General features: G+C 45.8%; 16 protein-coding genes and 1 riboswitch. Of the genes, 10 read left to right on the top strand and 6 right to left on the bottom strand.

The window, feature by feature from the left end:
- The first annotated feature begins 6 nt into the window (after positions 1 to 6).
- Positions 7 to 624 carry a flavin reductase family protein gene (locus tag LRR81_RS16830; protein WP_231790639.1) on the top strand — a complete coding sequence of 206 codons (618 nt, stop codon included), beginning with the start codon at positions 7 to 9 and terminating at the stop codon, positions 622 to 624.
- A 34-nt stretch (positions 625 to 658) separates the two neighbouring features.
- On the opposite strand, the gene purU is transcribed toward LRR81_RS16830, so the two are convergent.
- Positions 659 to 1,561, bottom strand: a complete 903-nt coding sequence (gene purU / locus LRR81_RS16825) for a formyltetrahydrofolate deformylase (RefSeq protein WP_231790557.1) — start codon at positions 1,559 to 1,561, stop codon at positions 659 to 661.
- A gap of 89 nt (positions 1,562 to 1,650) precedes the next feature.
- A complete protein-coding gene (locus LRR81_RS16820) occupies positions 1,651 to 2,541 on the bottom strand; it encodes a GNAT family N-acetyltransferase (protein ID WP_231790556.1) in 891 nt (296 codons plus the stop codon).
- 139 nt (positions 2,542 to 2,680) lie between these two features.
- On the opposite strand from LRR81_RS16820, the gene LRR81_RS16815 reads away from it, so the two are divergent.
- Positions 2,681 to 3,484, top strand: a complete 804-nt coding sequence (locus LRR81_RS16815; RefSeq protein ID WP_231790555.1) for a VOC family protein — start codon at positions 2,681 to 2,683, stop codon at positions 3,482 to 3,484.
- A 27-nt stretch (positions 3,485 to 3,511) separates the two neighbouring features.
- Here the strand turns inward: LRR81_RS16815 and LRR81_RS16810 are convergent, their stop codons facing one another.
- Positions 3,512 to 4,273: an alpha/beta hydrolase gene (locus LRR81_RS16810; RefSeq protein WP_231790554.1), complete on the bottom strand. Its 762-nt coding sequence runs from the start codon at positions 4,271 to 4,273 to the stop codon at positions 3,512 to 3,514.
- Positions 4,274 to 4,337: 64 nt separating this feature from the next.
- A riboswitch (SAM riboswitch) is annotated at positions 4,338 to 4,443 on the bottom strand.
- A gap of 106 nt (positions 4,444 to 4,549) precedes the next feature.
- Here LRR81_RS16810 and LRR81_RS16805 point away from each other — a divergent pair.
- Positions 4,550 to 5,767, top strand: coding sequence for a threonine synthase (locus LRR81_RS16805; protein ID WP_231790553.1), 1,218 nt, complete (start codon positions 4,550 to 4,552; stop codon positions 5,765 to 5,767).
- A 35-nt stretch (positions 5,768 to 5,802) separates the two neighbouring features.
- Here LRR81_RS16805 and LRR81_RS16800 read toward each other — a convergent pair whose 3' ends face one another.
- A complete protein-coding gene (locus LRR81_RS16800) occupies positions 5,803 to 6,240 on the bottom strand; it encodes a GNAT family N-acetyltransferase (RefSeq protein ID WP_231790552.1) in 438 nt (145 codons plus the stop codon).
- A gap of 391 nt (positions 6,241 to 6,631) precedes the next feature.
- Between LRR81_RS16800 and LRR81_RS16795 the strand changes: the two genes are divergently transcribed.
- A complete protein-coding gene (locus tag LRR81_RS16795; RefSeq protein WP_231790551.1) occupies positions 6,632 to 8,218 on the top strand; it encodes a peptide chain release factor 3 in 1,587 nt (528 codons plus the stop codon).
- Positions 8,219 to 8,257: 39 nt separating this feature from the next.
- On the opposite strand, the gene LRR81_RS16790 is transcribed toward LRR81_RS16795, so the two are convergent.
- Complete coding sequence (locus LRR81_RS16790; RefSeq protein WP_231790550.1) at positions 8,258 to 9,139, bottom strand: TetR/AcrR family transcriptional regulator; 882 nt, start codon at positions 9,137 to 9,139, stop codon at positions 8,258 to 8,260.
- Positions 9,140 to 9,366: 227 nt separating this feature from the next.
- Here LRR81_RS16790 and LRR81_RS16785 point away from each other — a divergent pair, with 227 nt between their 5' ends.
- From LRR81_RS16785 to LRR81_RS16775, 3 genes are all read left to right on the top strand, one after another.
- Positions 9,367 to 12,636: an efflux RND transporter permease subunit gene (locus LRR81_RS16785; protein ID WP_231790549.1), complete on the top strand. Its 3,270-nt coding sequence runs from the start codon at positions 9,367 to 9,369 to the stop codon at positions 12,634 to 12,636.
- Positions 12,637 to 12,786: 150 nt separating this feature from the next.
- Complete coding sequence (locus LRR81_RS16780) at positions 12,787 to 14,226, top strand: esterase/lipase family protein (protein ID WP_231790548.1); 1,440 nt, start codon at positions 12,787 to 12,789, stop codon at positions 14,224 to 14,226.
- Between the two features lie 174 nt (positions 14,227 to 14,400).
- A complete protein-coding gene (locus LRR81_RS16775) occupies positions 14,401 to 15,066 on the top strand; it encodes a haloacid dehalogenase type II (protein ID WP_231790547.1) in 666 nt (221 codons plus the stop codon).
- Between the two features lie 31 nt (positions 15,067 to 15,097).
- Here the strand turns inward: LRR81_RS16775 and LRR81_RS16770 are convergent, their stop codons facing one another.
- On the bottom strand, positions 15,098 to 15,871 hold the full coding sequence (locus LRR81_RS16770; protein WP_231790546.1) for a class I SAM-dependent methyltransferase: 774 nt from the start codon (positions 15,869 to 15,871) through the stop codon (positions 15,098 to 15,100).
- A 169-nt stretch (positions 15,872 to 16,040) separates the two neighbouring features.
- Here LRR81_RS16770 and LRR81_RS16765 point away from each other — a divergent pair, with 169 nt between their 5' ends.
- The 3 genes from LRR81_RS16765 to uvrA all read left to right on the top strand — a co-directional run bounded on the left by LRR81_RS16765 (position 16,041) and on the right by uvrA (position 21,344).
- A complete protein-coding gene (locus LRR81_RS16765; protein ID WP_231790638.1) occupies positions 16,041 to 16,268 on the top strand; it encodes a CsbA family protein in 228 nt (75 codons plus the stop codon).
- Between the two features lie 212 nt (positions 16,269 to 16,480).
- On the top strand, positions 16,481 to 18,463 hold the full coding sequence (uvrB, locus tag LRR81_RS16760; RefSeq protein ID WP_231790545.1) for an excinuclease ABC subunit UvrB: 1,983 nt from the start codon (positions 16,481 to 16,483) through the stop codon (positions 18,461 to 18,463).
- Between the two features lie 7 nt (positions 18,464 to 18,470).
- The gene (gene uvrA, locus LRR81_RS16755) at positions 18,471 to 21,344 is read left to right on the top strand and encodes an excinuclease ABC subunit UvrA (protein ID WP_231790544.1); all 2,874 of its coding nucleotides are present in this window, start codon (positions 18,471 to 18,473) and stop codon (positions 21,342 to 21,344) included.
- Positions 21,345 to 21,384: the final 40 nt, after the last annotated feature.

Raw genomic sequence — 21,384 nt, 5'->3', positions numbered from 1 at the left:
GATGTGATGAAATCCATTGATCCGGCAGACCTGGAGATGAAGGAAAACTATAAAATTCTGACAGGAACCATTGTCCCGCGGCCAATTGCATTTGTCACTTCACTGGCTGAGGACGGCACATTGAATGCGGCGCCGTTCAGTTATTTTAATATTATCTCTGCTGATCCTCCGATGGTTTCCATCGCTGTCCAGCGCAATCCCGGAGGGGAGCGGAAGGACACGGCCAGAAATGCGGAATATAAAGGTGAATTTGTTGTCCATATTACGGATGAAGATAATGTGGAAAAGGCAAATGAAACGTCTGCAGGTGTTCCGGCTGATGTCAGCGAAGTGGAAATGACAGGATTGGAAACAGTGGAAAGCACAAAGGTGAGCGTTCCGGGTCTTGTGAATGCAAAGGTAAGGTTTGAATGCGCAACGGAAACGATTATTCCTTTAGGCGGAACGAAGGGTGAGCCAAGCTGCGATCTGCTCATCGGCAGAATTCTTCATTATCACCTTGATCAGGAAGTCTACCAGGATAACGGGCATACAGATTACCGGAAACTTAAGCCTGTCAGCCGGCTTGCTGGAAATGATTATGGCAAGCTTGGCGAGCTCTTTGCGCTGAAGCGGCCGAAATAAAGGAAAGCCAGGAGTGTTGAGCTCCTGGCTTTTTTCAGCTGAATACAACCGTTTTATTCCCCAAAACCAAAACCCTGTCCTCCAAATGCCATTTCACTGCCCTTGCAAGCACACTTCGCTCGATGGACCGGCCGATTCGCTTCAGTTCATCCGTATGGTCATGATGGGTCACCCTCTCAACACCCTGCTCAATAATCGGACCTTCATCCAAGTCGGTCGTCACATAGTGGGAGGTGGCCCCGATCAGCTTGACGCCGCGCTCATAGGCTCTTTCGTATGGGCGGGCTCCAATAAAGGCCGGAAGAAAGGAATGATGAATATTAATAATGGCGTTAGGATAAGAAGAAACGAAATCAGGCGTTAAAATCTGCATATAGCGCGCGAGAATAATGAGATCGATCTCATATTCCTTTAAAAGAGAAAGCTGCTGTTTTTCAGCTTCCTTTCTGTTTTCCTTGCTTGCCGGCACATGGTAAAAAGGAATGCCAAGAGACTCTGCCATCGGACGGCAGGCATTGTGGTTGCTGATTACAAGCGCAATGTCTGTCATCATTTCCCCGCTCTGCCATGCCCAAAGAATTTCAAGAAGGCAATGAGGTTCTTTTGACACAAAAACAGCGGTTTGTTTCAGCTTCGTCACAGGCGAAAGCTGCCATTCCATTTCAAAGGAGCCTGCGATTGGCATGAAATTGTCTTCTAACACCGCTATATTTGAGCTAAGCCCCTCCAGTTCAAATTCAATCCTGAGGGTGAATATACCGCCGGAGGGATCTGTGGAATATTGGCTGGATTCGATAATGTTGGCACCGTGTTCAAATAAAAACGCGGATACCGCTGATACAATTCCAGGCCTGTCAGGACATTTGACGAGCAGCCTTCCTCTGTTTGCGAACGTTTCGTGAAATTTCTCCTGTTTCTCTTTGTTCATTGCTTGCATATTTTTTATCCCCCTTTGCAGTAAAATCGCTTCTCATTATCTTGCTGTTTTCCTGCCGAAGTTGCAAGGGGTTTTAGGTGAAAAATTGTTTAGGCGAGTACATCCTGAAATTCCTCGTGCTTTTCAAACAGTGCTCTTGCATAGGAGCATTGCGGGTAAATCTTTTTGCCTTCTTTTCTGGCATACTCAACCGTTTTTCTGACAAGCTTCTCACCGATGCCCTGACCTCTGAGTTTTTCAGAAACAAAGGTATGCTCAATGACAATTGTCTTTTCACCATCTGGTGAAAAAACAATTTCGGCAGTCATTTCTCCGTTTTCTTCAATGTAAAAGCGATTATTTTCCTCTTTAATTTCGGTATCCATTCTTCCTGTCTCCTTCCAGACGCGTTTATGCGTTCCATCGCAAATCGGCTTTTTATTGGATTGGCCGCAGCGGCAAATCGTGTAATGATTATCTGTTATCAGCAATTCAGCGGAGTGCTGGCTGTCCTGAAGTTCAATATTGCCTCTGAATTGAAGAGGGCCGAGATGCTCTACAACAACTTCCGGCTCTGTGAACCATTCGTGCGTCCAATCTTCATTCACTGTATAAGTCAAAGCGCCGGACGGACATTGCTTCACAATCCGGATGACGTCTTCCGGATGCCTCGCTCCATCAGGCGTAATCCATGGCTTTGTGCCCGGTTCAAATACATTTTTTAAATGGCAGGCTCCAAAGCTGCTGCAGATGAACCTGTTGTCGTGGACAGTGATGCGCTGCCCTTTGTAGTCAATCGTCCCGTGCTCCGGCTCTGCTTTTCGCTCATCATCGAAATGAACAGCTTCATGCGAGCCGTCGCAGAAAGGCTTCTTCCCTGAAGCGCCGCACCGGCAAAGCGCCATAACGTGCTGGCTGGATAGTATGCTTCCATCCTGATCCTTCAGCAGCGCATCCTCTAAAATAGCCGGGCCATTTTTCTTCAATCTGACCTTGCTCATCGATCCAGCCCCCATTCTTCAATATCCCCAGGATCTGTTTTCCAAACCTTCACAGAGCCTTTGCAGGGGGAATTTCGCTTATAATTAAGCTATTCTTACAAAAAAAGAACATTCAGATTAATTGAAGGGAGCAGAACATATGAAGCTTGATCATGTTGTTCATTTTATAAGCGGAAGCCCTGAACAGGCAGCCAATCAGTTTGGCATGCTTGGTTTTCATGCTGTGCAGGGAGGCAGGCATGAGACATGGGGGACTGCAAACAGCCTGTCTTATTTCGGCCTGTCTTATCTGGAGTTCTTAGCAATAGAGGACAGCAGCAAAGCGGAAAAAGCAGAGAATCCGCTTGTTCGGATATGTTTGGATAGAAAAGACGGCAAGGAAGGCATATGCCAGATTGCCCTTAGGACAGATGATGCGGAAACACTGGCAGTGCAGCTGAAGGAAAAAGGGTTCCAAATAAAAGGCGTGTTTCCGGGAAGCAGACGGCGGAAGGATGGCAAACTGCTGAAATGGAAAATGCTTTTTGCTGATCATCCTGATGCTGAAGGGACACTGCCGTTTTTTATCGAATGGGGTGAAAGTGATGAAGCAAGAGAGGCTGACCTGAAAGGAAATGGGACAATCCTGCCGCATGCCAACAAGCTGAATGACATAAAGGAAATCGGCTATGCAGCGGAAAATCCGGAAGCAGCAGCTGCTGCCTTTTGCAGCTGGTTCGGATTAAAACGAGCGGAAGGGACAAAAACGTCCGTTATGGCAGGGGACTGCCGCATCTCCTTTTTGAAGCCGTCTCAATCTGAGGAAGCGAAAAAGGCCTATGACAAAAGCGGAGCGGGGCCATTTTCCGTTTCTTTTGCAGACCGGGAAAGGGCTTTGCCGAAGGACTTTTTAGGCGGCGTTTATTATTTTGAAAACAGGCAGCCGTTAGAGGCTCAAAAATAGAAAAACCGGTCCCGGGAACTTTCTTCCTCAAGCCTGCAAAATGATGCCGTCATTTGCAAGCGCACGGGTCGCAAAGAGAACGGTTTCGTCATAAATGAGCTGCTGATCATAATCCATTGAAGCAACATGGTAGGAATGGTTTAGGTGAATGTATTCCTTCAATGATGAAGAAACGGTTTCATAAATATAATCTGAGCAGCTCTGTGGAACGACATGGTCCTCAGCAGAGTGAAACAGCAGGACAGGGCATGTCACGTCTTTTATAACAGGCCGCGTGGTCTTCATGAGACTGAAAAGCTCATGTACCGCGGTAAGCGGGACTTCACTGTAGGCTATTTCTTTCACATCAGGGTTCTTGATATCCGGTCTGCCTTCTTGAATAAACCTTGGAGAGGACTCATTTTTATATTTTTCATAGCCCGGAACCTCAAGGGCTGTGTTAATGAGGATAATGCCGTCGGCATCGGAACGGCTGGCTAGCTGAATCGTCAGGGCAGATCCCATTGATTGGCCGACGATAAACACTTTATCGCATGCCTTTTTGAGCAAAGTGAAGCCCTCTTCAAGGCTTCGAAGCCAGTCGCTGCTTGTGCAGGCTTCAAGATCAGCAGGGCTGGTGCCATGCCCTTTCATCCGCGGTGCATACACCGTAAAACCGGCCTCTGCAAATTTGCGGCTGAGTCCTTCCATGCTCTGCGGTGTGCCGTTAAAACCGTGAGCAAGCAAAAATCCGATCGAATTGCCTTTTATAAAGATGGGTTCAGCTCCAGGAATAACTTTTGGAATCATCAATATGCCCCCTGTATGCAAAAGTAAAAAACCTTCTTTTTCAGATAAAGAAGGTGTCAGGCATTCTTTATCATCCAAAGCTGTGCTTTGCTGGTCGCAGCACCGTTCCGTAAAGCAGATGGTTGCTGTGAAATCATTGAGCCAGGTCTCTCGTTCACTCTTTATAATTCATAATTCTTATAAGTTTACTGGGTTTTAAACATCATATCATTCCTGTAAAATAGAAGTCAATGGGTATGAGCCGCTGTTTTAGATAACGAGAGTGGAGGAATTTCTATGAAAAAATTCAGCTATTTATCACATCTGACCTGTCCTAAATGCCAAGCCCGCTATTCTGCGGGTGAAATTCGCCAGCTGTGCGAGTGCGGTTCACCGCTTCTTGTTGAATATAACCTGGAAGATTTAAAGAAAGATATGAAACGCGAGGAGCTGGAGGATCGACGGGAAACATTATGGCGCTATCATGAACTGCTGCCTGTTGAACAGGAAGAAAATGTCGTTACTATGGGCGAGGGCTTTACACCTCTATTGAAAGCTCCGGCTATTGGCAATAGAATCGGTGTTTCAGAGCTTTATATAAAAGATGAGGGACTGATTCCAACAGGCTCCTTTAAAGCAAGGGGCGCCAGTGCTGGTGTTTCCAAAGCAAAAGAGCTTGGAGTAAAAGAGCTCGCGATGCCGACAAATGGGAATGCGGGTGCTGCATGGTCGCTTTACGCAGCCCGCGCCGGTATGAAGTCCTGGATTGTGATGCCTGTTGATGCACCCGTCGTAACGCGGAAGGAAGTCGCCATTTCAGGAGCAAATCTTTTTCTTGTCAATGGTTTGATCAGCGATGCAGGAAAAATGGTAAGCTCGCTCGTTCAAAAGCGCGGCTTTTATGATGCGTCCACACTGAAAGAGCCGTACCGGATTGAAGGAAAAAAGACAATGGGGCTTGAAATTGCAGAACAGCTTGGGTGGGAAGTTCCTGATGTCATTTTATACCCGACAGGCGGAGGAGTAGGAATTATCGGAATCTACAAAGCTTTGAAGGAGCTTCAGCAGCTTGGGTGGATTGCAGAAGACAAGCTACCGAGACTTGTGGCTGTACAGGCTGAAAACTGCGCCCCGATTGTAAAAGCCTGGGAAGAAGGAAAAAGTGAATCAGAATTCTGGGAAAATTCCACAACTCAGGCTTTCGGCATCAATGTTCCGAAAGCAATCGGAGATTTTCTTGTTCTGGAAGCCATCTATAAAACGAACGGCTGCGGGGCGGCTGTCTCAGAAGAAGCGATAGAAGAGGCACAGAGGCAAACAGCTGAACAGGAAGGCTTGTTCCTTTGCCCAGAGGGGGCTGCTGTGATTGCAGCTGCCAAAGACCTAAAAGAAAAAGGCTGGATTAAAGATGGGGAGCGCGTTGTCTGCCTGAACACAGGCCAGGGCATTAAATATGCTGATACTGTAGAAGCAGAAGCTCCTGTCCTTGAGCCGGGTTCTAACATTCCAAACTAAGCAAAAAGAGAAGCTGCCGTGCTGCAGCTTCTCTTTTAAAGTATTTTATACATAAGTTTATGAGGACCAATTGGATCAATCTTAAAAGTATCGCCCATTGTTTGACACCCTTGTTTTTCATAATACCCAGAGACTGATTCTCTTGCATTGCACCACCAAACATCAACATTTTTCTTTTTCAATACACTCTCTGCATAGAATAGAACAGAACTTCCTGCTTTTCTCCCGCGAAAATCGGGAAGGGTGGCCATTCCTCGAAGCCGGTATTGATTTGTACCGGGTATTTCAGGGTGACTTTCTTTAGAAAAAGAAGCAATGCTGACGAGCTTATGATCCACATATGCTCCTGCATGAAAGGTATCAGGGTGATCATCGAATTCATACTTGCATTCTTCAAGAGTCTGCATTGGGCGCAGAAGCTTATGGCGTATTTCAAAAGTACTTTTCGGCTCAATCTGCTTAATTTCCAGCATAGTAGGGCTCCTCTCCATTTTCCTGCTGTCCAAACAAATAGTTCTATTTTCTTATGCTGAAGGCAGATTAGATTTTATGAATTAGTGCAATGATGAAGTGAAGATGAAAAAAACGATAAACAGGTGATAAATAAATTGGTCGTTTTTACCAAAATCCCTTATTTCATCTGACTTCAGTCTATCTTGACATTTATTAATTTACTGTTACCATTCGATAGCCTTTCTAACAGGTTTGTAAACATAAAATGAGGAAATCGCGCATATTTTCTCGGTAAGTATTCTCATCTATACATCTTTTTTACTAAATTTCTTCTGTTTCAGCGAATGGAAATTCTTTTTCAATTGTGGTATAGTTCATAGGATTACAACAAAGTTCGAAGAGGTACAATACATGAATATAAAAAATGAAATAGATAAACGCAAAACATTCGCCATCATTTCGCATCCGGATGCAGGGAAAACAACTCTGACTGAAAAGCTGCTTTTGTTTGGAAATGTCATTCGCTCAGCCGGTACAGTCAAAGGAAAAAAATCTGGGAAGTTTGCCGCTTCCGACTGGATGGAGATTGAGAAAAAACGCGGAATTTCCGTAACTTCCAGTGTGATGAGTTTTCCATACCTTGATTTTCAAGTGAATATTCTGGATACACCAGGACATGAGGATTTCAGTGAGGATACTTACAGAACGCTGACAGCTGTTGACAGTGTCGTGATGATTATTGACTCCACAAAAGGTGTTGAGCCTCAGACAATTAAGCTGTTTAAGGTATGCCGCATGCGCGGGATTCCTATTTTTACGTTTATGAACAAGATGGACCGTGAAGGACGCGATCCGCTTGAGCTGCTTTCTGAAATTGAAGAAGTGCTCGGCATTGAGTCCTATCCGATGAACTGGCCGGTGGGAATGGGGAAAAGATTCCTCGGCATTCAGGACAGACACGGCAAGAAATTTGTCCGTTTCAGAGGCGATGAAAACGAAGAGTTTATCCCTCTTGATGACCTTGCGTCCAAAGAGGAATACAAGGATATAAGGGAAAATCCGACTTACGTTGACACGTTGGATGAACTGGCACTTGTGGAAGAAGCGGGAAATGAGTTTGATGCTGAAAGAGTCAAAGCAGGCGAGCTGACACCGGTCTTTTTCGGAAGCGCCCTTTCAAATTTTGGTGTTAAAACGTTCTTTGATACGTTCCTGCAGTTTGCTGCCTCACCGCAGCCGCGCCGCACAAATGAAGGCGTTGTAGCTCCTGAGGTGCCTGAGTTTTCCGGCTATATTTTCAAGATCCAGGCAAACATGAATCCTGCTCACAGAGACCGGATTGCCTTTCTTCGCATCTGCTCAGGTGAATTTGAACGGGGCATGAGCGTTACGCTTACCCGGTCAAATAAAGTAATCAAGCTGACGCAGTCGCAGTCTTTTATGGCAGGTGAACGCGAAACAGTAGATAAAGCCTATCCCGGAGATATTATCGGTATTTATGATCCGAATATTTATCAAATTGGAGATACACTTGTATCAGGAAAAGATAAGTTCCAGTATGACGAGCTTCCGCAGTTTCCGCCTGAAATTTTCAAAAAGGTAAGGGCGAAGAACGTGATGAAGGCGAAGCAGTTCCGCAAAGGGATTGACCAGCTTGTTCAGGAAGGCGCCATTCAGCTGTTCCGCCAGGATTCCACAGATGATATCATTCTCGGAGCAGTAGGACAGCTTCAGTTTGAGGTTTTTGAACACCGCATGAACGCAGAATATAATGTTGAAGTGGAATTTATCACACTTGGCGACCGTATACCGCGCTGGATTAACGGCGATAAGGTGGAAAGACGCTTCTTCGATTCCAGAAGCATGCTTGTGAAGGACCGATACGGGCAATATGCTGTACTATTTGAAAATGACTTTACGTACCGTTACTTTAAAGAAAATCATAAAGAAGTCGATCTCGTCGATCTTTTAGAATCCAATGATTACTCTGCACAGTGATAAAAAGGGCTGACTCTCAGGAGTCAGCCCTTTTTATCTTTAAACAAGTCCTCCAAGCTTTTCGAGGAGCCTGCTGATGCCTTCCTTCCATGAGGGCATCTCTTTTTTTTGCTGCTCCAAAAGAAGCATCATGGCTTCAAGGATGACCCGGTTCTGTTCTTTTTTCAGCAGTTCCTGCTCTATGCTTTCGAGCGCCTGGAGAAAGCGGGTATGCTCTGTACCTGCTGCATCCCTGCTCATTGTCCGGATTTCTGCGATAATGGCTTCCTTCTCGGCCATCTCTTTGCGGGACTGTACTTCCAATAGCTCTCTGACCATTTCCTTTTTCAATAGCGGCGCATCTTTTTCATCAAAGCTTGCTGCGATGGCATCCATCCGTCTCATTAAGTAAGGAGCAATAGCCTCCAGATCGATGGGCCGTTTCTCCATCAAAATCAGAAAAATATATTCCTTCATCATGCCGCCAAGCATGGAAACACAGTCATACAGATATTTTTTCGGCAAATCAGGATAGATTTTTTTGAATCTTTTTATGTACCAAAGCATCACTTCCGAGCGGATTTTCAGCGAGAAGTCCTCCAGCTGTTTGCTGACATTCGGCTTATGCTCGCTCAAAAGCATGAAGATAAATTCTTTGTGGACAAAAAATTCCTTCATCTGCAGGGTAAGCTGCTCTATGAAAATTTCTCGCGCAGAAAGGGAGCTGTCCTGATCAAGCCTTGTTACTTTTTCAAAAATAAGAGAATAATAATAGCGGCTTGCCGTTACAATTAAATCCTCTTTAGATTTAAAATAGCTGTAAAATGAGCCTTTGGAAATCCCGCACTGATCGGCGATTTCCTGTATGGATGAAGCGTGGTAGCCTTTTTGGGCAAACAATCTGACAGCTTCATCAATAATTAATTTCTTTTTCTGGTTCAATACATTCGCCTCCTGGAAGAAGGGATTCCAAAGATTTTTGCAGTCAAAATAAAATGACTGGGTGGTCAATATCTTTTAGTATAGCCATTCCAAGTCATCCTGAAAAGAGAAACATTTTATAGATCATTCACAGAAAGTTAACAATCAATGGGTTGTATTTACAGGGTTTTTTCCTTATAGTTTGAACTATGACCAGTTGGTCATTTTTAACTGAACAGGAGGTCAATATGAATAAAATTATTGGTTTTTCTCTTTCGAATAAGTTTGCTGTCTGGCTCATCACCATAATTGTGACAGCAGCAGGCCTTTACTCGGGCTTACATATGAAAATGGAAACCTTGCCGAGCATAAATTCACCGGTTGTATCGATCACGACCATTTATCCTGGTGCTGCGCCGCAGGATGTAATGGACAAAGTATCAAAGCCAATTGAACAAAGGGTAGGGAATTTGGCAGGAGTGGATACCGTCTCCTCCACATCTTATGCCAATGCCTCAAATGTTCAAATCCAATACAGCTTTGATAAAAATATGGACAAAGCAGAACAGGAAGTAAAGGATGCCGTTGATGCCATCTCGTTCCCTGAAGAAGTGCAGGACCGGCAAGTCTCCAGGCTGAGCTTTGACGCATTCCCTGTCATGTCCATGAGCATCAGCTATGATGGAAAGAATCTGGAAGATCTCACAAAGCTTGTAGAAGACGAAATTCAGCCAAAGCTTGAAGGCATTGAAGGAGTCTCAACAGTCGGTCTGTCCGGACAGCAGGTAGAAAAAGGCACGCTCGTGTTTAACCAAAAGAAAATGAAAAAGCTCGGCCTTCAGGAGGATACAGTTGAAAATATCATCAAAGGATCAAACATTGATGTTCCTCTTGGCCTTTACAATTTTTCCGATAAACAGAAAGCTTTGCAGATTAACGGCAAAACAGCGAGCCTGAAAGATTTTGAAAATCTGCGGATTCCGGTTACCCCGTCTGCAGGCGGGCAAAGCCAGGCAGGAGCACAAGGCGCGGCGCAGGGTCAGGCAGGAGCAGCAGGCGGCCAAGCTCAAGCAGGAGCACAAGGCGGTCAGGGTCAGGCAGGAGCACAAGGCGGCCAGGGTCAGGCAGGAGCACCAGGCGGGCAAAGCCAGGCAGCAGCACCGGGCGGCCAGGGCCAGATGCAGCAGCAGGCACCAGCAGCGCCGGTTGAAATTCCGACTGTTAAATTGTCTGATATTGCAAGCATCAAAATCACAGGCAAAGCGGATTCTATTTCCCGCACGAACGGAAAGGAATCCATTGGTGTGCAGGTAACAAAAGCCACTGATGCCAATACAGTTGAGGTTGTTAACGCTGTAAAAGATCAAATGAAGAAATATGAAAAACAATATAGCGGGCTAAAATCAGAAACAATCTTTGACCAGGGCCAGCCGATTGAAGAATCAGTTCAAACAATGCTGAACAAAGCCATTGTCGGCGCAATATTTGCTGTCCTGATCATCCTTCTGTTCCTGAGAAACTTTAAATCAACGATTATTTCCATCGTTTCCATTCCGCTGTCTCTTCTGATAGCCGTTCTTCTGCTGAAGCAGATGGATATCTCACTCAACATCATGACGCTCGGCGCGATGACCGTTGCGATCGGACGGGTCGTGGATGACTCCATTGTTGTGATTGAGAATATATACAGGCGGATGTCGCTTACAAATGAAACGCTAAGGGGAGGAGAACTGATCAGGGCTGCAACAAAAGAAATGTTTATGCCGATCATGTCCTCTACAATTGTAACTATTGCGGTATTCCTTCCTCTGGGGCTTGTAAAGGGGCCTGTCGGAGAATTGTTCTTCCCGTTTGCACTGACAATCGTATTTGCCCTTCTTGCATCACTGCTAGTTGCGGTTACCATTGTCCCTGCAATGGCTGGATCGCTTTTCAAAAAAGGAATTAAAGCAAAAAATCATGAAGATAAACCAGGGCGTCTTGCCGGCGGTTATAGAAGCATTTTGAATTGGTCGCTGAACCATAAAATCATTACCTTCCTTATTGCACTGGCTATGCTTGCAGGAAGCTTGTTCCTTGTGCCTCATATCGGCGTCAGCTTTATACCTGCCGAGAAAGAGAAACGGATCATTGCCACTTACAGCCCGGCACCTGGCGAAAAAGAGTCGGATGTGGAAGATATTGCCTCGGATACGGAAAAATACTTCCTGGATAAAAAGGCCGTTAATACAGTCCAATTTTCCGTTGGAGGCGAAAACCCGATGAATCCGGGCGCCAGCAACGAAGCCTTGTTCTTCGTGAACTACGAAGACAATACGAAGAACTTTGATAATGAAAAAGACAAGGTGCTGAAGGATCTCAATGCTAAGGCTAAAGGCGGTGTCTGGGGCTTCCAGGATGTCAGCTCAAGCGGATCCAGCAGCCAGACAACCGTTAATGTGTATGGAGACAGCCTGAACGAGATTCAGCCGACCGTGTCCAAAATCGAAGAATTGATGAAAAAACAGAAAGACCTGACAAACATCGACAGCAGTGTGTCGGAATCCTATGATCAGTATTCCATTGTGCCGAATCAGGAAAAACTGAGCAAACTCGGCTTAACGGCAGGCCAGCTTGGAATGCAGCTGTCCAATTCAGCACAGGGATCTTTGACTACCATCGAGAAGGATGGCAAAGAGGTTGAAATTTCAGTTGAAAGAAAAGAAAACGAATTTTCAAAGCTTGCTGATCTGGAAAACCGGAAGATTCAAACGCCTGTTGGACGCGAGGTTGCTTTAAAAGATGTAGCAGATATTAAAACAGGGAAATCACCTGATACGATAACAACGAAAGACGGCAAAATCCACGCGGAGGTTTCTGCTGATATCAAAACAAGCGATGTTGGCAAAGCAACAGCCGCTCTGCAGAAGGATGTAGAGAAACTGAAGATGCCTGGCGGCGTTTCTGCTGATTTTGGCGGTGTAACAGAGCAAATTAACGATTCGTTTTCACAGCTTGGCCTGGCCATGCTTGCGGCGATTGCAATTGTTTATCTCGTGCTTGTGATCACATTCGGAGGCGGTCTTGCACCATTTGCGATTCTTTTCTCCCTTCCGTTCACTGTAATCGGGGGACTTGCAGCCCTCTATCTGGCGAAGGAAACCATCAGCATTTCCGCTCTGATTGGCGCGCTCATGCTGATTGGTATTGTCGTAACAAACGCGATCGTTTTGGTCGACAGGGTCATTCACAAACAAAAAGAGGGGATGAATGTGCGCCAGGCACTGCTTGAAGCAGGAGCAACAAGGCTGCGCCCGATCCTGATGACAGCGATCGCGACAGTAGGCGCCCTCATTCCGCTTGCGATTGGTACAGAAGGCGGAGGCTTGATTTCAAGAGGTCTCGGCGTCACCGTTATTGGAGGCTTAATCAGCTCCACCCTGCTGACACTCGTGATTGTACCAGTTGTATATGAATTCCTTTTAAAGCTTGGAAGAAAAGACAAAAAAAGAAGAAACCGGCCAATGCCGATTGAATAGGACCTGCGTGCAGCCCATCTGATGATGGGCTGTTTTTTTACTGGAAAAGACCGGGCATTTCAGGATTTTCTAAAAACAAAGGAATCTTTCCCCTGACCCAGAAAATAACATGCAATAAGAGCATTTGGCAGACGGGAAAGGAGCATCTCTATGAAACATGTTTGGCAACTGGTGAGGGCAGTTTTGCATCTGCTTTTAGGAGGAAAGAAAAAACGAAAACCCGGCACCTGGCTGGAAGGGAAGCCCCCTATAAAGCGGGAGCAAGAGAAAAAGCCGATTGTTTTCGTTCACGGCTTTCATGAATCTGCTGACGATTGGCTGAAGGAGAACAATATTGAACAGCTTCTTTCAGAAAATGGCTTTCGCTCTGCCTTTGCAGAGCTTTTTCCTGACAAGGATAACTGGGTAAATGGAGAGGTTTTGGCAAGGCAGCTTAAAGAAATTGCCGGGCACTTTAAAAGCAAAGTCATCGTTGTCGCCCACAGTAAAGGCGGAATTGATGCAGAAACAGCTATCTTGTATCATGGCGCTGAAAAGTACACAGATCGCATCATTGCTCTTGCAGCTCCATTTTACGGCTCGCAGCTTGCTGATCTTGCCTTCAGCGGCTGGGCTGATTGGCTGGCAGAGCTTCTTCAATTCAGAAATGGGGCAGTCTTTTCTCTTCAAACGTCAAATATGGCTTATTTTCGAAAGGAAGCGGCTGGGAAAGCTGCCCGTTATGAGGTGATTACACTCTCTGGAAATAGCTGGGGAACATTCGGTACGCCGCTTTATTGGGGCGGAATGTACTTATCCCACTATGGAGAAAACGACGGGGCCGTGCTTGTGAAAAGTACCCGCCATCCTGCGGGAAGGGAAAGAGCGTCTGGAAATTGGGATCATTATACGATCATTCGGGGTGAGGAAACGTTTCGCTGTTACGAGCCTGATTTGGAAGAGGGGAGGGCAGTACCTGCGGCATCAGATCACAGCCACCCTGCTGCTGCCGGAGCCCCGCATTATTTCGAAGGCGGCCGCTATAATGGCAGAAAGGCTGTCACGATTGATGTAGAGCCAGGAGTAAACGTAATAGGGTTTGACTGGATGAGCAGCACTGAGGCCGAGGTTCTTGCCACCAGCCCCTCGGGTCAAACCTTTCCCTTTATAAAAGCTAAAGACAGCAGTTTCTTTACCGGAGCTGTTCATCATTATGCTTCCATTCCAGAACCGGAGCATGGAAGCTGGACCATTGAAGCAAAATCAACAGAACCAGACTCTTATCTTTTAAATGCATCATTTGACAGCCCATTGAATAAAAGCATCACACCAATGCCTTTTCCTGCCCATAAAAAGCTTTCTTTAGAAGCAGCGGCCAGCAGGGTTCCGGGTGATGCCGCCGTAAAAATGAACATTAAGCATTACAGGGATGGCAGGGAAGTGAAGCGGGAGGACCTTACGGCTGTAAAGCAAGAACATGCTTTTGAGGAAGAAGGGCATTATGTAGTTGGGATCGAGGTAAAGGGGAAGACTTCTGAAGGCGCACGATATCAGCGGTCTACTCTTAAGAGTTTTTATGTGGATGATTCCGGATCGGTTTATGAAAGCTGAAAAGGGAGGCCGATTAGGCCGAGGCCTCCCTTTCCTCGCTTAACCGCCTGGGCTGCAATAAAAGAATAGAAGATCAAAATGCTTCAGACATATATCAATAAAATATCCAGTCTAGTTTAAGATCTCGGATTAGTGAAATATAAATGATAGGAAGTAAACGGGAGGGAAATAGAAATGGCAGTGAAAGCTTACTTATTTGATTCATACGGAACCCTTTTTGATGTCTACTCTGTCAGCAGGCAATGCGAAGAAAAGTATCCGGAAAAAGGAGAGCAGCTAAGCAAAGACTGGCGTGAACTTCAGCTGCAATATGCTTTTTTGAGCCAAATTCTTCAGCAGTATGAACCTTTTGACGAAATTACAAAAAAAGCGCTGATGGCCGCTCTTGACCGGCAGAAAATTCTTTACGAAGAAGCTGATGCAGAAGAGCTGTCAAAAGCCTATGAAAAACTGGAGCCTTTTGAAGAAACAAAAAAAGTGCTGTCAGCGCTTCAGGACAGCACTGTGATGACCTTTTCAAACGGCACGCACGGCATGCTTCAGCCTCTGATCAAGCATCATGGGCTTGAAAGCCTGCTCGGCATCATCAGTGCAGATGAAATCCGCCAGTACAAGCCCTCACCTGCCGCCTATCAATATGCCCTGGATAAGCTGGGCTTGAACAAAAAGGAAATCGTCTTTGTCTCTTCCAATCAGTGGGATATCACAGGTGCTGCAAGCTTCGGCTTCCAGACAGTCTGGATCAACCGCAAGGAGGAGCCGACCTCGCACCTTGGATTTGTGCCGGATCTGGTGCTGACAAGCCTTGAACGGCTGCCGGAAGAAAAGCCTCCACAATAGAAAAGCAGAGCTTCCATGCTCTGCTTTTAATTTAGGCAGAAGTCTTTTTTAACTGAAATATAATAAAGTCCGGGCATCTTAAATCTTCTTTAAAAGAAGGATATTTCTTCAGCGCTTCTTCTGAAGGTACAGGTTCGTCCATCTGCACTAAAGTAAACCCTGTTTTTAGTAATGTGTTTAAATAACTTGTCAGTGTTCTATGAAAAAGAAAAACCTTTTCCTGGCCGCCAAATCTTTGTTCATAGGCGCCTTCATAAAAATATTGATCCACATTCCAATGGAGCTTTTCTCCGTTGTCTGCTTTTTCCCAGCCGCTTTCAGGGGTAGCGAAGCAAGGGTGAAGAATGGAAAAAATAAAATGTCCTTCATCAGACAGCAGGCGGTGCATTTCCTGAAAAACCTTTTCGTAGTTTGCTAAGTCTTGCATCACCATATTAGACACAATTAGATCAAACTTTTTATTCCGGAATGCCTGCATATCTTCGAGGTTGCCCTGTTTGTATTCAATCTGTAAGTCAGCCGGAGTTCTTTCTTTTGCAATGGCAATCATTTTAGAGGAATAGTCAACCGCTGTTACAGCAGCTCCTGACCTGGCCAGAATTCTGCTGAAGTACCCTTCGCCGCACCCCGCATCCAGCACTTGTTTTTTGGCAGCATTTCCTATCATTGAGAGTAAAACAGGATTTAAAAATACCTCCTTATGAAGGTCGCCCTGCTCTCCGTGATTTTCAGCATAAGCATCTGCAAAGGAATCCCATTTGGCAATAGCCTCTCTTGTCCCAATTTCGTTTAGTTGATTGAGCATTCCTTATTCCTGCTTTCTTAGTTTTTTGTCATAACAAAAACTGGATTTCCATGGAATTCCATTTTACTATATAAAGCCCATAAGTTGAAAAAAGAAATTAGAAAGACAGGTAAAAAAAGATTATAATAGAGTGAATGACTAACTTTGGAAAATGAGGTGAATAGAGTTGATCTGGAAAATGATTGCGTGTCTGACCCTGCCATTTATTCTTGTCGTTCTGTTTACCCGTGTCACTTATAATCACTATATCGGAACGCTCTTAACGGTAGCACTGCTGATCGTTTCCTATTATAAAGGCTACTCCAATACATGGGGCGTCACCTTTTTAGACCTTGCCTCCCTCATTGCGGGATTTTTATATGCAAGGAGAATGAGAGAAAAAGCCGAAACTTCATGAAGCCTGTCCAAACTGGAAGGGCTTCTTTTTTATGCAGAAAACTATTGTTCACAAACTCCCAAGTTTCCAGCTGCCTCAGAACGGGCAAAATAAATGATAGAGCATGAATATGGTAAAAATTTATGCGAACTATAGTTCGTATTTTTGGTTTTGCAGCCATAGAATGTGATAAAATGTTTATAGATAATCTGACCTGAAATGGAGGCTGCTGTGTGAAGGATCAATTTGAACTAGTCTCAAAGTACAAACCGGAGGGGGACCAGCCGAACGCGGTGAAAGCCCTCGTAGAAGGAATTAAGCAGGGGAAGAAGCATCAGACGCTTCTTGGGGCCACTGGAACAGGCAAAACCTTTACTGTTTCCAATGTAATCAAAGAGATTAATAAGCCTACTCTTGTTATCGCTCATAATAAAACCCTGGCAGGACAGCTTTACAGTGAGTTCAAGGATTTTTTTCCGAACAATGCTGTTGAGTATTTTGTCAGCTATTACGACTACTACCAGCCAGAGGCTTATGTGCCTTCAACTGATACATTCATTGAAAAGGATGCAAGCATTAATGATGAGATTGACAAACTTCGCCACTCCGCCACATCTTCTTTATTTGAGCGGAAGGATGTTATCATCATTGCCAGTGTTTCCTGCATCTACGGTTTAGGTTCTCCTGAAGAATACAGGGATCTTGTTGTTTCGCTGCGCACTGGAATGGAGCTTGAGCGCAACCAGCTTCTCCGCCGTCTTGTTGATGTGCAGTATGCGAGAAATGATATCGATTTTAAGCGCGGAACCTTCCGGGTAAGAGGGGATGTTGTTGAGATTTTCCCAGCTTCCAGAGATGAGCATTGCCTTCGCATCGAATTTTTTGGCGATGAAATCGACCGGATCCGCGAGGTGGACGCCCTGACAGGGGAAATTTTAGGCGACCGCGACCATGTTGCCATTTTCCCGGCTTCTCACTTCGTTACCCGCGAAGAAAAAATGAAGGTAGCTATTGAGAATATTGAAAAAGAGCTGGAAGAGCAGCTCGTCAAAATGCGCGATGCCGGAAAGCTTCTTGAAGCACAGCGCCTTGAGCAGAGAACAAGATATGACCTGGAAATGATGCGCGAAATGGGATTCTGCTCAGGCATTGAAAACTATTCGAGGCATCTGACGCTCCGCCCGCCAGGCTCAACGCCATACACGCTTCTTGACTATTTTCCTGATGATTTCATGATTATAGTCGATGAATCTCATGTGACGCTGCCGCAGGTAAGAGGGATGTTCAACGGTGACCAGGCAAGGAAGCAGGTGCTCGTTGATCACGGGTTCCGTCTTCCTTCAGCGCTTGATAACAGGCCGCTCCGCTTTGAAGAATTCGAGCATCATATGCACAATATGATTTATGTTTCTGCTACACCGGGACCTTACGAAATCGACCATACCCCTGTTATGATTGAGCAGATCATCCGCCCGACAGGCCTTGTGGATCCAACAATTGATGTCCGTCCGATTGAAGGGCAGATTGATGACTTGATTAATGAAATTCAGGAAAGAACCAAGCGAAATGAAAGGGTATTGGTCACAACCCTGACGAAGAAAATGTCAGAGGATCTGACCGATTATCTCAAGGATATCGGCATTAAGGTTAACTACCTTCATTCTGAAATTAAAACTCTTGAGCGGATTGAAATTATCCGCGAGCTGCGGCTTGGCAAATATGATGTTTTGATCGGGATCAACCTTCTGAGGGAAGGACTGGATATTCCGGAGGTGTCGCTGGTCGCTATATTGGATGCTGACAAGGAAGGCTTCCTGCGTTCAGAGCGTTCCCTTATTCAAACAATTGGGCGTGCAGCGAGGAACTCGAACGGCCAGGTCATTATGTATGCCGACAAGATGACCAATTCCATGGAAGTCGCCATCAATGAAACGAAACGCCGCAGAGAAATTCAGGAAAAGTATAATGAAGAACACGGCATTACGCCGATGACAATACAGAAAGAAATCCGGGATGTCATCCGGGCAACCATTGCTGCTGAAGACAGTGAAGAGTACGAAGCAGTTCCGAAAAAGCTTCACAAGATGAGCAAGAAGGAACGCGAAAAGGTCATCGAGCAAATGGAGCAGGAAATGAAAGAAGCTGCAAAAGCACTGAACTTCGAGCGCGCAGCAGAATTGAGAGATTTAGTATTAGAGCTGAAAGCGGAAGGATGAAAGCTATATGCCGATAGAGAATATTGAAGTGAAGGGAGCAAGGGCCCACAATCTGAAAAACATTGATGTGACCATCCCGCGGGATAAGCTTGTTGTCATGACAGGCTTATCCGGTTCCGGGAAGTCTTCTTTGGCATTTGATACGATTTATGCCGAAGGGCAGCGCAGATATGTGGAGTCCCTGTCAGCTTATGCCAGACAGTTCCTGGGCCAGATGGATAAGCCAGATGTGGATTCAATTGAAGGCCTTTCGCCGGCCATTTCCATCGATCAGAAAACAACAAGCAAAAATCCCCGCTCCACTGTTGGAACGGTAACAGAAATTTATGATTATCTGCGGCTGCTTTTTGCCCGCGTCGGCCGTCCTACGTGTCCGAATCATGGGATTGAAATTACCTCCCAGACGATCGAGCAAATGGTGGACCGCATTCTGGAATATCCGGAGCGGACAAAAATGCAGGTGCTGGCACCGCTCGTATCCGGAAGAAAAGGCACTCATGTGAAGGTGCTCGAAGATATTAAAAAGCAAGGATTTGTCAGAGTTCGCGTTGACGGCGAATTGATGGAGGTTGCAGATGAGATTGAGCTTGAGAAAAATAAAAAGCACTCCATAGAGGCTGTTGTTGACCGGATCGTGATCAAAGAAGGCATCAGTGCCCGTCTGAGCGATTCTCTTGAGACAGCATTGAAGCTTGGAAGCGGAAAAGTCATCATCGATGTGATTGGAGAAGAAGAGCTTCTGTTCAGCGAAGACCATGCCTGCCCGATTTGCGGATTTTCAATTGGTGAGCTTGAACCGAGAATGTTTTCCTTTAACAGTCCGTTTGGTGCCTGCCCTGAATGCGACGGTCTAGGGTCAAAGCTTGAAGTGGACCTTGACCTAGTGATCCCAAATAAAGATCTTACACTAAAAAAACATGCCATCGCTCCTTGGGAGCCGACGAGCTCTCAGTACTATCCATCCCTTCTTGAAGCAGTCTGCAATCATTACGGCATAGATATGGATGTTCCTGTGAAGGATTTGAGCAAAAATGAACTGGATAAAATCCTATACGGCAGCGGCGGCCAGGAAATTTATTTCCGCTATCGAAACGACTTCGGACAAGTAAGAGAAGGCTATGTGGAGTTTGAAGGAGTCATTGCCAATATTGAGCGCCGCTTCAAAGAAACAAGCTCGGATTACATCAGGGAGCAGATGGAAAAGTACATGGCCCAGCAGCCATGCCCGACCTGCAAAGGCCACAGGCTGAAAAGAGAATCGATGGCTGTGCTGATCAATGGCAGGCATATCGGCGAAACAACGCTGAAGTCTGTTCATGAAGCACTGGACTTTTTCAGCCATCTTGACCTGACAGAAAAAGAAATTCAGATTGCCCGTCTGATTCTTCGGGAAATCACAGAAAGGCTCGGCTTTTTAAATAATGTCGGCCTTGATTACCTGACTCTCAGCCGTGCTGCCGGAACCCTTTCCGGCGGAGAGGCGCAGCGGATCCGTCTGGCTACTCAAATCGGTTCAAGGCTCACCGGTGTCCTCTATATTCTTGATGAGCCTTCCATCGGATTGCATCAGCGGGACAACGACCGTCTGATCGACACGCTGAAAAGCATGAGAAGCATCGGAAATACGCTGATTGTAGTGGAGCATGATGAAGATACAATGATGGCGGCTGACTATTTAATCGATATCGGACCGGGCGCAGGGATCCACGGCGGCAGCGTCATTTCTGCTGGCTCTCCTGAAGAGGTAATGAAAGACAAAAATTCTCTGACAGGACAATACCTGTCAGGCAAAAAGTTTATCCCGCTTCCGGCAGAAAGAAGAAAGCCGGACGGCCGGTACATTGAAATTAAAGGCGCCAAGGAAAATAACCTGAAAAACGTTTCAGTTAAATTTCCGCTCGGGACTTTCATGGCTGTAACAGGCGTGTCCGGATCAGGGAAAAGTACGCTTGTAAACGAAATTCTCCATAAGTCACTTGCTCAGAAGCTTCACAATGCTAAAAGCAAGCCTGGGGCTCACAAAGAGATTAAGGGCATTGACTATTTGGACAAGGTTATTGATATTGACCAATCTCCAATCGGCAGAACACCGCGTTCGAACCCGGCGACCTATACAAGTGTCTTTGATGACATCCGTGATGTGTTCGCCTCAACAAATGAAGCAAAGGTCAGAGGGTATAAAAAAGGACGCTTCAGCTTTAACGTAAAAGGCGGCCGCTGTGAAGCCTGCAGAGGAGACGGCATCATTAAAATTGAAATGCACTTCCTTCCGGATGTCTATGTTCCATGCGAGGTTTGCCACGGCAAACGGTACAACCGGGAAACGCTTGAAGTAAAATATAAGGGCAAAAGTATTGCGGAGATTCTGGAAATGACTGTTGAAGACTCTCTTGCCTTTTTTGAAAACATCCCAAAAATCAAGCGCAAGCTGCAAACGATTTATGATGTTGGTCTTGGCTACATCACACTCGGCCAGCCCGCAACGACCTTGTCAGGCGGGGAGGCGCAGCGGGTAAAACTCGCATCAGAGCTGCACCGACGCTCAACAGGCAGGTCGCTTTATATTCTGGATGAGCCGACAACAGGACTCCATGTAGACGACATTGCCCGTCTGCTGAAGGTTTTGCAGAGGCTGGTTGAAAATGGCGATACTGTTCTTGTGATTGAGCATAATCTTGATGTCATTAAAGCAGCCGACTATTTAATCGACCTGGGACCTGAAGGCGGAAACGGAGGGGGAGAAATTCTCGCCTCCGGCACTCCTGAACAGCTGGCTGAGGTGGAAGGATCCTACACGGGCCGCTACTTGAAGCCAGTCTTGGAACGGGACAAAGCCCGAATGGAGAAACTGATACAGAAAAAAGAAGCTGTAGCCAAATAACGCATTAAAGAAGCCTTGTCCTGTGCAAGGCTTCTTTTTA

Origin of the sequence: Metabacillus kandeliae, assembly GCF_021166585.1 — a bacterium.
Classification (GTDB): Bacteria; Bacillota; Bacilli; order Bacillales; family Bacillaceae; genus Metabacillus_B; species Metabacillus_B kandeliae.
This window is presented reverse-complemented; position numbering and strand designations above follow the sequence as displayed.

Excerpts from the sequence above, each read along its gene's own strand:
- LRR81_RS16830 (WP_231790639.1), top strand. The coding sequence starts at position 7 with ATGAAATCCATTGATCCGGCAGACCTGGAGATGAAGGAAAACTATAAA.
- purU (WP_231790557.1), bottom strand. The coding sequence starts at position 1,561 with ATGCAAGCAATGAACAAAGAGAAACAGGAGAAATTTCACGAAACGTTC.
- LRR81_RS16820 (WP_231790556.1), bottom strand. The coding sequence starts at position 2,541 with ATGAGCAAGGTCAGATTGAAGAAAAATGGCCCGGCTATTTTAGAGGAT.
- LRR81_RS16815 (WP_231790555.1), top strand. The coding sequence starts at position 2,681 with ATGAAGCTTGATCATGTTGTTCATTTTATAAGCGGAAGCCCTGAACAG.
- LRR81_RS16810 (WP_231790554.1), bottom strand. The coding sequence starts at position 4,273 with ATGATTCCAAAAGTTATTCCTGGAGCTGAACCCATCTTTATAAAAGGC.
- LRR81_RS16805 (WP_231790553.1), top strand. The coding sequence starts at position 4,550 with ATGAAAAAATTCAGCTATTTATCACATCTGACCTGTCCTAAATGCCAA.
- LRR81_RS16800 (WP_231790552.1), bottom strand. The coding sequence starts at position 6,240 with ATGCTGGAAATTAAGCAGATTGAGCCGAAAAGTACTTTTGAAATACGC.
- LRR81_RS16795 (WP_231790551.1), top strand. The coding sequence starts at position 6,632 with ATGAATATAAAAAATGAAATAGATAAACGCAAAACATTCGCCATCATT.
- LRR81_RS16785 (WP_231790549.1), top strand. The coding sequence starts at position 9,367 with ATGAATAAAATTATTGGTTTTTCTCTTTCGAATAAGTTTGCTGTCTGG.
- LRR81_RS16780 (WP_231790548.1), top strand. The coding sequence starts at position 12,787 with ATGAAACATGTTTGGCAACTGGTGAGGGCAGTTTTGCATCTGCTTTTA.
- LRR81_RS16775 (WP_231790547.1), top strand. The coding sequence starts at position 14,401 with ATGGCAGTGAAAGCTTACTTATTTGATTCATACGGAACCCTTTTTGAT.
- LRR81_RS16770 (WP_231790546.1), bottom strand. The coding sequence starts at position 15,871 with ATGCTCAATCAACTAAACGAAATTGGGACAAGAGAGGCTATTGCCAAA.
- uvrA (WP_231790544.1), top strand. The coding sequence starts at position 18,471 with ATGCCGATAGAGAATATTGAAGTGAAGGGAGCAAGGGCCCACAATCTG.